Origin of the sequence: Micromonospora sp. NPDC085948 (genome assembly GCF_040686315.1) — a bacterium.
Taxonomy (GTDB): Bacteria; Actinomycetota; Actinomycetes; order Mycobacteriales; family Micromonosporaceae; genus Micromonospora.
Map to the genome: position 1 here is coordinate 394,230 of NZ_JBFBJW010000005.1, position 13,817 is coordinate 408,046.

Annotated in this window: 14 protein-coding genes; 9 read left to right on the forward strand and 5 right to left on the reverse strand. The window is 70.3% G+C overall.

From position 1 onward, the window contains the following. The first annotated feature begins 7 nt into the window (after positions 1 to 7). The gene (locus AB0O48_RS16770; protein ID WP_357240257.1) at positions 8 to 1,807 is read left to right on the forward strand and encodes a RyR domain-containing protein; all 1,800 of its coding nucleotides are present in this window, start codon (positions 8 to 10) and stop codon (positions 1,805 to 1,807) included. After that, on the forward strand, positions 1,797 to 2,309 hold the full coding sequence (locus tag AB0O48_RS16775; protein ID WP_357240260.1) for a hypothetical protein: 513 nt from the start codon (positions 1,797 to 1,799) through the stop codon (positions 2,307 to 2,309). Before AB0O48_RS16770 ends, AB0O48_RS16775 begins: the two co-directional genes overlap by 11 nt. Positions 2,310 to 2,390: 81 nt before the next feature. On the opposite strand, the gene AB0O48_RS16780 is transcribed toward AB0O48_RS16775, so the two are convergent. Further along, on the reverse strand, positions 2,391 to 2,732 hold the full coding sequence (locus tag AB0O48_RS16780) for a helix-turn-helix domain-containing protein (protein WP_357240670.1): 342 nt from the start codon (positions 2,730 to 2,732) through the stop codon (positions 2,391 to 2,393). A gap of 66 nt (positions 2,733 to 2,798) precedes the next feature. Between AB0O48_RS16780 and AB0O48_RS16785 the strand changes: the two genes are divergently transcribed. The 3 genes from AB0O48_RS16785 to AB0O48_RS16795 all read left to right on the forward strand — a co-directional run bounded on the left by AB0O48_RS16785 (position 2,799) and on the right by AB0O48_RS16795 (position 4,430). After that, positions 2,799 to 3,227: a DUF4440 domain-containing protein gene (locus AB0O48_RS16785; protein ID WP_357240263.1), complete on the forward strand. Its 429-nt coding sequence runs from the start codon at positions 2,799 to 2,801 to the stop codon at positions 3,225 to 3,227. Between the two features lie 239 nt (positions 3,228 to 3,466). Further along, positions 3,467 to 3,601, forward strand: coding sequence for a hypothetical protein (locus AB0O48_RS16790; protein WP_357240266.1), 135 nt, complete (start codon positions 3,467 to 3,469; stop codon positions 3,599 to 3,601). Between the two features lie 289 nt (positions 3,602 to 3,890). Beyond that, positions 3,891 to 4,430: an RNA 2'-phosphotransferase gene (locus tag AB0O48_RS16795; RefSeq protein ID WP_357570427.1), complete on the forward strand. Its 540-nt coding sequence runs from the start codon at positions 3,891 to 3,893 to the stop codon at positions 4,428 to 4,430. A 99-nt stretch (positions 4,431 to 4,529) separates the two neighbouring features. On the opposite strand, the gene AB0O48_RS16800 is transcribed toward AB0O48_RS16795, so the two are convergent. Further along, positions 4,530 to 4,703, reverse strand: a complete 174-nt coding sequence (locus tag AB0O48_RS16800) for a hypothetical protein (RefSeq protein WP_357570428.1) — start codon at positions 4,701 to 4,703, stop codon at positions 4,530 to 4,532. 367 nt (positions 4,704 to 5,070) lie between these two features. Between AB0O48_RS16800 and AB0O48_RS16805 the strand changes: the two genes are divergently transcribed. From AB0O48_RS16805 to AB0O48_RS16815, 3 genes are all read left to right on the forward strand, one after another. Beyond that, positions 5,071 to 5,568, forward strand: a complete 498-nt coding sequence (locus AB0O48_RS16805; protein ID WP_357240275.1) for a sigma-70 family RNA polymerase sigma factor — start codon at positions 5,071 to 5,073, stop codon at positions 5,566 to 5,568. A gap of 125 nt (positions 5,569 to 5,693) precedes the next feature. After that, entirely contained in the window at positions 5,694 to 6,572 is an 879-nt protein-coding gene (locus AB0O48_RS16810; RefSeq protein WP_365066461.1) for a hypothetical protein, read from the forward strand. A 203-nt stretch (positions 6,573 to 6,775) separates the two neighbouring features. After that, the gene (locus AB0O48_RS16815; RefSeq protein WP_365066465.1) at positions 6,776 to 7,351 is read left to right on the forward strand and encodes a hypothetical protein; all 576 of its coding nucleotides are present in this window, start codon (positions 6,776 to 6,778) and stop codon (positions 7,349 to 7,351) included. Between the two features lie 232 nt (positions 7,352 to 7,583). Here the strand turns inward: AB0O48_RS16815 and AB0O48_RS16820 are convergent, their stop codons facing one another. Both AB0O48_RS16820 and AB0O48_RS16825 read right to left on the reverse strand, forming a co-directional pair. Further along, complete coding sequence (locus AB0O48_RS16820) at positions 7,584 to 8,438, reverse strand: hypothetical protein (protein ID WP_365066467.1); 855 nt, start codon at positions 8,436 to 8,438, stop codon at positions 7,584 to 7,586. Positions 8,439 to 8,806: 368 nt separating this feature from the next. Further along, positions 8,807 to 9,481: a hypothetical protein gene (locus tag AB0O48_RS16825; RefSeq protein ID WP_357240286.1), complete on the reverse strand. Its 675-nt coding sequence runs from the start codon at positions 9,479 to 9,481 to the stop codon at positions 8,807 to 8,809. A 186-nt stretch (positions 9,482 to 9,667) separates the two neighbouring features. Between AB0O48_RS16825 and AB0O48_RS16830 the strand changes: the two genes are divergently transcribed. Then, positions 9,668 to 12,766, forward strand: a complete 3,099-nt coding sequence (locus AB0O48_RS16830) for a hypothetical protein (protein WP_365066471.1) — start codon at positions 9,668 to 9,670, stop codon at positions 12,764 to 12,766. Positions 12,767 to 12,794: 28 nt separating this feature from the next. Here the strand turns inward: AB0O48_RS16830 and AB0O48_RS16835 are convergent, their stop codons facing one another. Continuing rightward, a complete protein-coding gene (locus AB0O48_RS16835) occupies positions 12,795 to 13,628 on the reverse strand; it encodes a hypothetical protein (RefSeq protein WP_365066474.1) in 834 nt (277 codons plus the stop codon). Positions 13,629 to 13,817 lie beyond the last annotated feature (189 nt).

Consider the following 13,817-nt stretch of genomic DNA (forward strand, 5'->3'; position numbering starts at 1 on the left):
TGAGCTCATGACGGATCCGGTCGCCGGCTCGTCCCGCCCGACCGGCTGGAGCCTGCGGGTCCTCTTCGGAGTGATCGGGCTGACCGCTCTCGTCCTCGGCTATGTCGGCTTCGAGCGCCTGCTCCAGGCCCGACCGGACGTCGCCCACGATCCGTACGACCTGCTCTACTACGACCTGCAACTCTTCGTCTTCGGCGCCGAACCCTTCCAGGACGCCGGTCCCTACCCGTGGCAGTTGCAGGTCGCCCGGTTCGCCGCCCCGCTGTTCACGCTCCTCGCCGTGGCCGAGGCCAGCCGGTTGCTGCTGGCCGCCGAGAGTCGCCGCCTGCGCGCCCGGCGGGCACGTGGTCACGTCCTGGTCTGCGGCGACTCCCAGTTCGCCCACATGCTCGCCGACCGGCTCTTCGCCGACGGTGAACGCGTGGTGGTGGTGCGCTCCGAACCGTTCGGGCCGCTGGAGTACCGGTGGCGCCGGTACCTCGGCGTGGTCGGCGACCCGACCAGCCCCGAGGTGTTGCGCGGCGCCGGCCTGCCCCGAGCCCACACCATCTACGCCTGCAGCGAGGACGACGACCGCAACCACGCGATCGCCAACACCGCCAACCGGCTCATCCAGGACCGACGGCAACCACCACGGGTCTACATCCTGGTCCACGACTCGGAGATGTGCCTGTCCCTGCAGGCCCGACGACTTGGTGCCGCCGGATCCAGCCGGCTGCGGCTGGACTACTTCCACGTCGACGACGTCGCCGCACGCGCACTGCACCGGCACCACCCGCTGCCCAGCGCGGGAGACCAACCGACCCGGATCCTCATCGCGGGCACCGGCACCTTCCGCCGGGCCCTCCTGGTGGAGACCGCCCGACACTGGCGCGCATCCCGAGCCGACACCCCCGCGGGCCACGCCGTGCCACCCCTGCGGGTGGACGTGGTGGCACCGGATGCCGCCGCCGAGATCGCGCTGGCGTCGTCGCGTTACCCGTTCCTGGCCACCGTCTGCCAGTTGACCGCGTACGACCTGGATCTCGACGGTGTCGTCGGTCTCGGCCGCGACCGCTACGACCGCATCTACGTCTGCGCACCGGACGAGATCGGCGGCCTGCAGTTCGTACTGGACACGCCCGCCCTGTGGCAGGGCGCCGAGAGTGCCGTGTTCGTGCCGGTCTACCGGCAGGCGGCGCTCGCTGCGGCCTTCCACGGCGACTCCCGTCACGACCTGCTCGACGAGGTGCACGGCAAGCTCCGCCTCTATCCGGTGCTCACCCACGCCTGCGACGCCCGGCTGATCGCCGAGGACCTCACCGAGCGGCTGGCCCGGCTGATCCACGAGCGGTACGTCCAGGCCCAGCAGCGCGCCGGGGTACGACTCGGCGGTGCCCCGGCGATGGTGGACTGGTCACGACTACCCGAGTCGTTGCGGCGGGCCAACCGGGCCCACGTGCAGGACATCGCCGCCAAGCTGTTGGACCTGGGTTGCGTCGTGGCGCCCCGCCACGGTGGCACCGGTGACGCCTCGGCGGCTGGGCAGGCCATCGACGACCGGATCGAGGAACTCGCCCGCCTGGAGCACGACCGGTGGTGCCGGGAACGGCGCGGGGACGGCTGGACGTACGGCGACCCGCGTGACGACGTCCAGCGGCGGCATCCCGCCCTGCGGCCGTGGGAGGAGCTGCCGTCCGAGGTGCAGGAGCAGAACCGCGAGGGGATCCGGGCACTGCCCGACGTGCTGTCCGACAGCGGGTTCGAGCTGATCCGGCTGACACCCCCGGTGCCCGCGCAGCGGAGAGGCCCGAGGGATGCCGCCTGACCTCGGCCCGGTCCGCGTCGGCGTGACCGGGCACATCAACCTGACCCGCGACACCGAACTGCTCGTCGCCGACGCCCTCCGCGTCGAGTTGGGCCGGATCAGCGACCGGCCCGTACACGGTGTGACCTGCCTGGCGGCCGGCGCGGACCAGGTCTTCGCGCGCACGATCCTCGACCTGGGCGGCACCTACGAGGTGGTCCTGCCGGCCCGCGACTACCGGGTCGCGGTGATCAGGCCGGAGAATCGGCTGGCCTTCGACGAGCTGCTCGACCGGGCGGCAGCGGTCGTGCACACCGGTTACGACCGCTCGGGCACCGCCGCCTACGTGGTCGCCAACCGGGAGCTGGTCCGACGGGTGCAGCGACTCGTGGCGGTGTGGGACGGCAAACCGGGCTGTCACCCCGCGTCGACGGACCGGACCATCGACTGGGCGCGGCACCACGGCGTACCGACCACGATCCTCTGGCCCGCCGGTGCCCGCCGAACGCCCACCGAGGGCTGACGGGCCGGTCCGCTGTCGGCGCCACCAGTGGCGGTCCGTCCATCGGTCGTCGCGGACTCGACTCGGCCCGTGGCTGAGCTCTCACGCCCGCTCGCGCAACAGCGCGTCACCGGTGCGGTAGAGCTCGACGAGCAGTGGGCGCAGCTCCGTACCGGCGCGGGTGAGGCGGTAGCAGGTACTCGGCGGGAAGGTGCGCGAGCGGTCGCGCTCGACCAGGCCCTGCCGGGTCAGCGCCGCGAGCCGCTCGCTGAGCACCTTGGCGCTCAGGTCGGGCAGCGCCGCCTGAAGTCGGCCGAACGATCGCGGGCCGTGCATCAATTCCCGCAACACCAGGGTCGCCCACCGGCCGCTCACCGCGGCCAGGGCAACCTCGACGGGGCAACTGGGCTCCGGCCGGCGGGTCGCGCCCCGCTGGTCCGGCACCAGGTCACGATCCCAGGCGCCGCTCACCGTTTGGTTACCTACGCGCCCAGCGCCTTGACTGTCGGCATGTCCAGCGATCTCGACACCCACTCCACGAGTGTCCCACTCAGCGACAGCGCGGCCCACCACCCGTCGGTGTTCGCCCGCGCCTTCAATTCCGGGGACGTCGCCGCAGTCGAGCAGGTCTACGAACCCGAAGGCCTACTCGTCACCGTCCCAGGTCAGCCCGTCACCGGTGCCGCCCGGATCGCCGCCAATCAGCGCCTCCTCGACCTCGGGCTCCCCATCGACGTACGGCCCCGCCACGTCTACGTGGCCGACGACATCGCCCTGCTCATCGTCGACTGGACCATTGACGGCACCGATCACGACGGCCGTCCCGTACACATCGAAGGCACCGCCACCGACGTGGCCCGCCGCGGTCCCGACGGCCGCTGGCGGTACATCATCGACAACCCGTTCGGCACTGCCGAGCCGGAGACTCACCACGATTAGCGGCAAAACGTCTGCGTCCTGCCGCTGGCGCCAGTGGTGCTGCTGACCGCAGCCGCCGTGGGGGTGGTTTGGTTCGCCTGGTGCTGAGGCACTTCCCACCGTCGGCAGGAGCTGGAACAGCGTAGGGTCGGCGTGCAGTGGAGGACTTGCGCGCCCGCCGCGTGGGTCTTCTGTCAGCGCGCCGCGATCAGGCGAGTACCACTCTGCACGTTCACCGACCTGTTTCAGGAGGTTCGATCATGTCCAAGGACTCGACGACCAAGGCGAACGTCAAGAAGAAGGGTAAGACGACCAAGGAGAAGCAGACTGCGAAGCGCCTGAAGCGCGAAGAGCAGAACGGGCAATCCTCGAACATCGTGTCCACCGGGCGCTGACGCCGGCAGCATCGCCCAATTGTCAGAATGCGGCGATGAAGGTGGGGGCTGACGTTTGTCGGATCCCCACCTGCCGCTGCTGCCGTAGAGCTACGACAGGGGCCGCTCAGGGCACCAAAGTCGACCTCCTTGCGGTCCGGGACGCGAGGACCTTCGGGGTGGCCCGCCTTTTCAGTAGACAGGTCGGAGCGGGCCGCCCGTACCCGCCAGGCCCACCGGGGGGAAACCCGGTGGCGGTGTCGCCGGAAAACCTCTCGATTCGAACGACTGGATCGACCACAATGCCACCGTGGAACGCGAGCGCCTGGTGAAGTTGAGCAAACGGATGTCGAAGGCGCTCCGGCACGCCCCTGACCGGGCCGGCCTGGTGCTCGACCCGGCCGGTTGGACCCCCGTCGACGCTCTGCTCACCGCCCTACGGATCGAGCGGGCCGAGTTGGACGCGGTCGTCGCCGGCAACGACAAGCAGCGGTTCGCTGTCGAGCGCGGCACCGACGGGGTGCTGCGGATCCGGGCCAACCAGGGTCACTCGGTCCCGGTGGACCTCGGGCTGCCCCCGGTGACCCCACCGGACCGGCTCTATCACGGCACCAGCGCCGGTGCGTTGGAGTCGATCCGGGCCACCGGCCTGCACCGCGGCGGCAGGCATCACGTCCATCTCTCCGCCGACACCGAGACCGCCCACCGGGTCGGCGCCCGACGGGCCGGTCGGGTGGTGATCCTCACCATCGACGCGGCGGCGATGGCCGCCGCCGGGCACGTGTTCCACCGCAGTGCCAACGGTGTCTGGCTCACCGACGCCGTCCCGGCCGGCTATCTGCTCGACTGAGCCCCGGCCTGGCCCGGACCGCTCTTCGGTGCGGGGTGCGGGCGGCCTCGAAGGGGATGCGGCACGAGACATGCGGCGCCCGCTCGATCGCGGACGGATCTATGCCGGCTCGCGCACGCCGCCGGCGTTGCCACCGTCGTCTGGCATCGGTTCGGTCGGAGCTTCGGGCAGTTCGTCCGGCGCGCCAGGCAGAAGGACGCCCGGGTCGTCGGGCACCGGTTCACGCGGATCGATGGGCGGATACTGTTCGGGGTCGAGATCCGGTTCAGTCATCATGCGAGTATCCGTCGTCTTCCGGGCTGCTGCTCGTCGGGCCCGCAAGCCGGGCGGCCTTCGCCGCACCTTGGGCGACTGGCGGCGCTGATCGGTGGCTGCCTGTCACCTCGGGCGGTGCTCATTTGGCGTCGGCCAGAGCCCGCCGACCCTCCCGGCACCTGGTCAGCAGTCGTGCCCTGATCACCTCCGGCACCCTCGCGGCGCAGACCGCAGAGCTTCGGTCTCCCGACGCCTGCTCCGCCCGACACCAACTGATCGACATCCCGTCGATCAGGACGTTCACGTAGGATTCAACCCATTTGTCACCGCTAACCTCATGATCAACTGAAGATTTTTCCGTGGAAGTAAATGGATCGGGGCGCTGATGCGTAAACCCCGTGTGGAACGAGAACGGACGGACTTCGCGGACTTCTACCAGCGGTCCCGAGACAACTGCCTGCGCGCCGTACTAGCTGGTACGGGCGATCGCGCGCTGGCCGAGGATCTGGTCGCTGAGGCGTACGCGCGAGCCTGGGCCTCCTGGCGACAGTTGAGCCAGCACCCGGCACCGGCGGCGTGGGTGGTGCGCACCGCCCTCAACATCCGGGTGTCCTGGTGGCGGCGACGCCGGCGGGAGGTGGCCCTCGACGGCCACGAGCGAGCGTCTCTCATCGAGGACGACTTCGACCCGAATGACGCTCTCCTGGCCGCCGTTCGCCGGCTGCCGCAGCGGCAGCGTGAGGTGGTCGTGTTACGCATCTGGCTCGACCTGGACACCAGGTCCGTGGCTGCGGCGTTGGGCATCTCCGCCCAAACCGTGGCCGTCCATCTGTCCCGTGCCACCGCAACCCTGCGGGGGCAGCTCGCGCCCGCAGCCCGTTAGGAGATTCGATCATGAATGACAATGAGGTGTGGGACGCGGTGAAACAGACCCTTTCCGACGTACAGATGGATCACCCGGTCGAGGCGATCGAGCAGCGCGGCCGGGCCCGGCGACGCAACCGCCGGGTGCTCGGCCTGGCCGCTGGCGGCGGCGTCGCGGCCGTGGTCGCTCTCGCACTGGCCCTGCCGATGGCCACGGGATCCGGCACGGCCCCGGCTCCGACCGGCACGGACAATCACGCCGGGGCCGCCTCAGGGGCACCGGCAGGCAACATCAAGCTCGTGTCCCTGGCAGCCAACCTCACCGCGGACAACGCCTCGCTGCCGGGCGACGCGTCGCTGATCATCGAGAAGGTCGATGTCCGTCGGGGCACCGTGCCATCTCGCACCCGGTACCACCTGTACACCGACGGCGGCGAGTACTACTACACGGAGGCCAGGAACGAACTCCCACGGGTGATCGCTCGTGGCGAGAACCTCGGCAACGGCTTCCACACCCGTGGGGTGGCGGCGGCGCGGAACGCGGTAACCGGCGACCTCGCCGAAGCCCGAGAGCAAATGATCAACTCCGTGTACGACGAGGGAAAGCCCCCTGCCGGCGCCGAGGAAAGGCGAATGGAGATCCTTCGGCAGAAGGGGGTCGCCAACCCGTCTCCGCTTACGGATGAGGACCGGGAGCGCATCGCCGCCAATCACCTCTGGGTCAACAGCGTCGACGTACTCTCCGCAGGGGGAGGCGATCCGAAGGTACGGGCGGGCGTGCTTCGCCTGACCTCCACCATCCCCGGTGTCACCGTCGTGGATTCGACGACCGGCGGGCAGCCCACCCTGACCATCACCGCCAAGGTGTGGACTGACGACACCCAAGAGGTGCTGATCATCAACGCCGAGAGCGGGGTACCGATCAGCTCCAAGATGGACTCCCCGGAGACGGGAACCTCCATTGCCGGAACCTTCGAGGTCTCCCGTGTGACGGTGGCCGACGTCAAGGCCGGCAGCTTCTGACCCTCGGTCCTGCACCGTGCGCGCCGTCCGCACCACGTGGACGGCGCGCACGCGCCGCGCCCATATTCGCGCCTGGTTCCGCGGGGATATCCGACACTCGGACACCGGTGGATGCCATTCCGGTGCTGTAGGCCATCAACCCACTCGTCGACTGCGGATCTGATGCCGACCTTGAGTTGCCGCTGCATGGCACCCTTGAGCTGATGGACGCTTTCGTCTCACAGCTACCGGCACTACTGGGCGTCGTTGTCGGTGCCCTTGGCGCAGGTCTGGCAACCTTCCTGTCCAGCAGAAGCCAGTGGAAACGCAGTCAGGCCGTGCGATGGGACGATCGGCGAATGGAGGCGTACAGCGAGTTCGCCCAGGTACTCAAAGAGATCCAGGCGGTATCCCTGAAAGTCCTGGCCACGACGGTCGGTGACCGGTATCGCTCGGGGTTGGACAAAGCCGCGGCGCTACCTCGGCTCGCCGACGCCGACATCAGGCACACCCTGGTATGGGAAAACCTCCTGCTCCTTGGGGATGCCAGCACCGTCGCTGCAGCGCAAGACTGGCGAGAGGCGGTCTGGAGGCTCGAGCACCGGGCCCGTGGCGTCGAGGAGACTTCCGAGCCGCTATCCGAACTCGTTCAGCAGGCCAACACGCGACGTGACGGCTTTTATCATGCCGCCCGGCGCGGCCTTGGTGTGAGCGGTGGATCAGTCTCCCAATCCGACCGTCTCCAGCAACGCGCCGCCTCCTCCTTTGAGAGCCACAAGCCCGCGTCCTCAAACAGCTGAACACCGGGCTGGACGTAGTGACCTGCCCTTGCGCCAGCGCACAGATCACCGCCGCCACGTGCAGGGGGCCGGGCTACGTCAGCATCGCGTTGGAGCCGAGGTCCGGAAGCCGCTCCACGGTAAGCGTTTCCGGCCGTAGCCACTGCAATGCCGGCGGCACGGCCGCCGGACAGCCGACCCGGCCAGCGACGGGGTCATCGGCTCCACCAGTCATCCACCAACGCCGACGCTCTCAAGCCTCAGCCGGCGACGCATCCACCGGATCGGGTGAATCAGTAAGGCCGGCGACCAGCAGCAGGTACGCGGTCAGTTCGACCGCCACCGTCAGCGCCAGCATCGGTTGCGGCATGGACAGGGTGGGCGTGATGCCCGCCCAGGCGAACAAGCCGCTGTCACTGCCTACCGACAGGGGCATCGCGACCCTGCCAACGCTTGTGTCCATCAGCGGCAGCGCCACGAGGGCCAGCACCGTCGCGCCCATCGAGGCGAGCCGTCGACCGTGGCCGGCGAGCGCCGAGGCGAGCGCCAGCGCGGTAATCCCGAGGACCAGGGGCGGCAGGACCGCCATGCTCACGGCCATCACCAGATCGGCCACCTCGGTGCCGGCCGTTCGCCGAGGTTCAGCAGCAACGGCACGCCAGATACTGACGATACGGAAGGCCGCATAGCCGGCGATCAGCGCTGCCAGCACACCAGCGGGCACCGCGGTTTGCCGATGCCAGCCACTGCGGCGCCACGCAACGAGCAGCACCACCACCGCGACCAACGAAGGCCAACAGAGGGCGAGCCCCGACTCGAAGGCGGATGGTGCCTCCCGGGCCGAGCCGGGCACGAGCACCTTCCAGCCGTCGCCATCGCTGTCCCCAGCGGCCGGCATCGTCCGGACCGCGTCCACGAGCAGGACCGCGAGGGCTACCCCCAGCGGCCAGCGCGAAGTCGGCGATCGGCTGACCACGGCGCAAGCAAGGAGGAAACCGACGCTCAACAGCTCCGCGTAGCGCCAGACCGGACGGGCGGTCAGGACGCCTGCCACATGGACGGCGGCACACAGAGCCGCAGCAGACAGGAGGAACAGCCGCGGACGCACGGGCGCATCCTGCCACGCATAGTCGCCAACCACAGACGCGCTCTGACCACTCCCAGCCTGAGGCCTGCGTTCACTTGGCGACGAACCCTCAGCCCATGTCAACGATGTCCACCGCAGGTGCGAAGTGGCGCACCGCCGCCGCAAGGCTCGGGCGGAGCCAGCACCACCGGACGCATCCACACGTCCGGATCACTACCCCTGGCCGTCCCGGCCACGACGACCACGCCAAGCATGAGGACCGTCGCCAAGGGCGCCCCAAGCATCGCCCAGCGAAGGCGCAGGGCGTTGGCATCGTCCGGCACGCAGGCACTCTACGGGAGAGGGTGCGGCAGATCCCGACACGCACAGCTTGCTGTTCCTGGGAGTGGCTACAGCAGGTCCAGCGCCGTCTCTATCCGTGTAGCCAGTACCAGATCCATGGCGCCCTCCACGCGGACACTGACCACTGTGCTGCCGGGTGACAGCGCCAGCCGAACTACCAGCATGGGCGTGCCTGCCAGCGGGTACTCGAACCAGCCGTCGGCTGCGTCGTCGTCGGTGTCATCGAGTGCGCCGACCAGCGCCGCCTCGTCCAGATCGTCGTACGCATACCCGACGTAGACGCTGATCTGCCTGAGCAACCGAACGACGTTCTCCTCGGTCACCCATCCCTCGACCTGCGCCACGTCGTCGCGGACTGCCCTGTGCGGTGGCAGCGATCCGGGCGGCACCAACCGTTCCGATTGCGGATCGTACGAGTCGAGGCCGAACGATCCGGCCAGAACAGGCAGCGCACTCAAGTCTTCCCAGCCGTAGGGCAGGGTCAGGCCGACGAATCGATCGGCGAGCCCTGTGTCGCCCCATGGCTGCCGCCAGCCCACATCGCTGTGCCATGGCGCAATCATGTCGGCGAGGTCCGGCCATCGACGTAAGAGTTCGGTGCGAAAAGCCAGAACGCGTTCGTCCGGCACCAGACCACCGGCCTTCTCATCCGCGAGCCTGTCCGCCAGCCGGCGAGGGTCATCGGCAGCCCCAGACGGCCAGAAGTACAGGTCGTAGCTCACCCGGGCAGCGTAGACACCACGGTGGTCGGCCCGCTCTCCGCAAGATGTCCGGATGGCATCTGGGTCGCCTCGGCGTGGGTATCACCCGGCCACCCGCTGTACGAGGAGTTCGCGGTAGCCGACGGCGCTCGCCGCCTGCTTTCGTACGTCGAGGACTGACGCCGGCGGGGCCACTACCATGCGAGCGTGGCTCATGTTGTCCAGGTCCGCAGGCCGTATCCGCTGCTTGTCGCCGCAGTGGTCCTGGTGGCGCTCGGCGCGGCCACGGCCTGGGGCGTCGGCGACACGTTGGGGCTGAGCCACACCCCCGCCGACGTGCCGCACGAGAACGCTGTCGCCGCGCCGGCGCGGAAGCCCGCGCCGGTCCCGCCGTTGGCGTCCCTCGTCGTGCCCGACGAGCCGCGTCTCAGGAAGGCCGCAGCCGCCGTCGCCGACGCGGTCGTCGTCCGCGGCCTGCCCCGGCCGGTGCTCGTCCCGGCCGCGTCGAGCCCGGCGAGGTCCGCGACGACCGCGCCGGGCACCGGCACGGCGCGCGTCGCGGCCCCGGACCTGTCGGCGGTGAGCACGCTGCGGGCGGGCGTGCTGGCCACCCTCAGCGGGACGCCCGAGTCGTACCGGCTCGACGTGCGCGGCGCCGAGCTGGCCGTCCAGGGCGGCGACGTCGCGGGCGTGGCAGCCGGGATGTACCGGCTGGCCGACCGGATCCGCTCCGGTGTCGAGGCGCTCCCCGCGGCGGACGTGGGTCGGGTGGTCATCCCCCGGCTCGGCCTGCGGCTGACCGACGCGGGTTCGGTGGGGCGTGAGCCCGACCCGGCCGTCTTCGCCGCCGGTGACGACTATGGCCTGAACACCGACGTGGTCGGGTCGGCGGTGCTGCCTGGCGCGCCGTGGGTGGACGCTGGCGCGGTGGCCCGCATCGACGCGCAGTTTCGGCAGTTCGTCGACCACTCGGTGGCGCAGGGATTCAACGGAATCGTCGCGCCCGGCTTCCTGGAGTACGTCACGTTCGTGAAGGTCGGCGACGGGCGCGCGGTCTACCCGCCCGGCGACCCGCACGTCGAGCGCGCACGGGCGATGGTCGCGGCGTTCGGCCCCGTCTTCCGGTACGCCGAGGACATGGGCGTGCGGGTCTACCTGCTGACCGACATGCTCGCGGTGTCGCCCCCGCTGGAGGCATACCTGACGCGGACCGTCGGCGGCCTGGACGCGGCCGACCCCCGGCTGTGGGCGGTCTACCAGGCCGGTCTGGCCGAGCTGTTCGAGAGCATGCCGTTCGTCGACGGCCTGATGGTCCGCGTCGGTGAGGGCGGCGAGGTGTACGCCGGGACCGGCTGGGACTACTCGTCGCGGCTCGCGGTCACCACCGAAGCGTCCGTGCGCGCGATGCTGCGGGCGCTGTTGGACACCGCGGGCCGAGCCGGGAGGGAGATCATCTTCCGGACGTGGACGGTGGGCGTCGGCGCCGTCGGCGACCTGCACACCAACCCGGTGTCGTACGCGCAGGTCCTCGGCGGGCTCGATGATCCGCATCTGATCGTGTCCACGAAGTACACCCTTGGCGATTTCTACAGCCATCTGCCGCTGAACACCACCCTGCTGGCTGGCGGGCATCGCCGCATCGTGGAGTTCCAGGCCCGGCGCGAGTTCGAGGCGTTCGGCTCGCTGCCCAACGACCTCGGCCCGCTGCACCGCCAGGCCCTGCGCGCGTTCCTTGCCGCCAACCCGAACGTCGAGGGCGTCTGGAACTGGACCCAGGACGGCGGGCCGTTGCGCGCCGGACCCATGTCGCTGTACCTGCGCACGGGGTTCTGGCAGCTCTACGACCTCAACACGTACGCCGTCGGCCGGCTGGCCTGGGACCCGGACGTCGACCCGGCGCAGGTCACGGCGGACTGGGCGTACCGCACGTTCTCCGACGACCCGGCCACCGTCGCCGCGATCGGGCAGGCCATGGCGCTGTCCCGACAGGCGGTTACCAGCGGCCTCTACATCGGTCCGTACGCCGACCGGTCGGTGCGGGCGCTCGGGCTGGAACCGCCACCCATGATGTGGATCTTCGAGTGGGACATCGTGACCGGCGACTCCGCCGCGTTGGACAGCATCTACGCGGTGACCGGCGGCCGCGTCGACGAGGCGATCGAGGAGGGCACCCAGGCCGTCGCGCTGGCCCGGCGCATGCGCGACCTGGTCGCCGCCACCGAACCGGCGACCTGGCGGGACCCCGACCTGCGCGGGCGCTTCGCCGCGACACTCGACTACCAGGTCGACCTGTTCGAGACGCTGAGCGCGTACCGCACCATGGTGCTGCGACACGCGCAGTGGCTGGACACGGGTGCCTCGGCCGCCCGCCACGACTGGCAACTGGCCGCTGCGGAGTACCAGGACGCGCGCGACGCGCACCGGCAGCGCTACGGCGCCGACCTGGACCTGCCCGCGTACAACTTCACCGCCGCCGACCTCGGGGCGCGGCGCGCCGACCGGGACCCGGCGATGGCCTGGGCGGCCCGGGCGATACTCGGGTCGATCCTGCTGATGGTGCTGCTCGGCCGGTACGGGCGTGGATTCGGGGCAGCCGCCGCGCGCGGGTTGCTGCTCGGCGCGCTCCGGCCGTGGCGGGTCGCCGCGCTGCCGACGCCCACGACGCGGGCGGACCGGGTGTTGGTGTGGCTCGTCCCGGCGGTGGTGCTGTTGGCGAGCCGGCTCGTGTTGACCTGGTTCGCCGCGCCGGCGCACCTGCTGGTCACCCTCGGTGGGTGGGCGCTGTTCGCCCTCGTCGTACGCCTCGTCGTCGGTCGCCGGGATCCGTTCCACCTGTGGGCCGTCATCGGCGGCGTCGCGCTGCTGCGCAGCGTACTGCTGCTGGGGGCGCTCGCCGGGCGCGGACCGGGCGGTTACTGGTTCGCCTTCTGGACGGCGCCGAGTCTGCGGGCGTCGTACGTCACCGTCGCGTTCGCGGCATTCTGCTGGCTGTTCGTGGTCGTCGCCGTGGTCCTGCGGGACCGGTACGGCCTGCGCCGCCGAAGCGCCGTCGGGCTGACCCTCACCGCCGCGGGTGTGCCCCTCGGCGTGCTGTCCGCCCTGGTCTCGGTCGTGGGCCTGGAACGCGCGCTGACGGTGTGGAACGACCAGCTCGCGCTGTTGCCCTGGGGCCTGTCCCGCATCCTCGGCATCACCGTTCACCTCGGCGTCCCCGCCGATCTCCCCACCTACACCGCCGTCGCCGGAATCGCCCTGGCCACCGTCGGCCTGGTCCTGTCACTCGGCCGCCACCGGCAATCCGCCTGACCGCCCAGTAGTGGGCTGACCGCCGTCGTCACTCGCCCTGCCACCGACTGTCCGGCGTGCGCGACGGGTCGTGGCCCAGTCCATACCCGGCGTGGATTTCCACCGCGCTCACTCCCAGCGCGTCGAGCCCTCGGTTGAGCTTGCGGTGCGCCTGGAACTCCGCTGTTACGTACTGCTCGCCCTCGACCGCGGTCGCGGGAGACCAGCCGCTGCGGCCCAGTGCTGTCATCGCCGTCTGCACCGCCACCCAGGGGCGATGTCCGGTGACACCGACCAGCGCGTACACCCGGGTGATCGACACCGGCCCACTGACCTCGACGGGGCCGGGGCTGTCACAGGTCCGCCTGCCGACCCGTCCGGCGAGTGTCGTGGCCACCTCCACGGCGCGGTCCGCAGCACTGTCCGGCACGTCGACCACGAGCGCCACCCGTACCGTCGCCTCTTCTCGGACCAAGGCCCGCAGTTCGTCGGGGAGTTCCTCCGCCTCGGTTTCCTCCGCTGGGGCGGTAGCGATGTCACCGGCAGCGTCGACGTCGACCCAGGAACCGGTGTCTCGGAAACGAGCAGCCGCCTCGCGCCAGGCGAGATAGGCCGCATCGGTGCCGTCGCGCGACTCCGGCGGGGCCAGCTCACTGCCGGACAGGAACCCGCGTACGAAGTACCGGGTCTGCTCGGAGCAGTCGCCGATCTCCCCCTTCGACACCCGGGTACGAATGCCGCGCTCCGCGCAGTAGGCGTCCATGCGGCCGGCGCCGGTGTGCGGGTTGCCATCGAGAAGGTAGTGCCGTCCGCATTGCTCAGTGTCGAACCACAGGTGCGGGTCGACGTCGGGCGGCAAGGGAGGACGAGCGGCAGAACTCATCCCACGACAGTAGGACGTACGTGTCAGGGACGGTTGCCAGCACGGACGAGATCAGTGGTAAGGCTGCTCACAGCGTCGACAAAGCCATGTCCCCGGGGCGCACCGCCGCCGTCGCCACCCCAGAAGCGTCCCACTGCAACGATCGCGGGCGTGAACCTGTGTGCCAGCCACCCGGCCCGGATTCGGGTC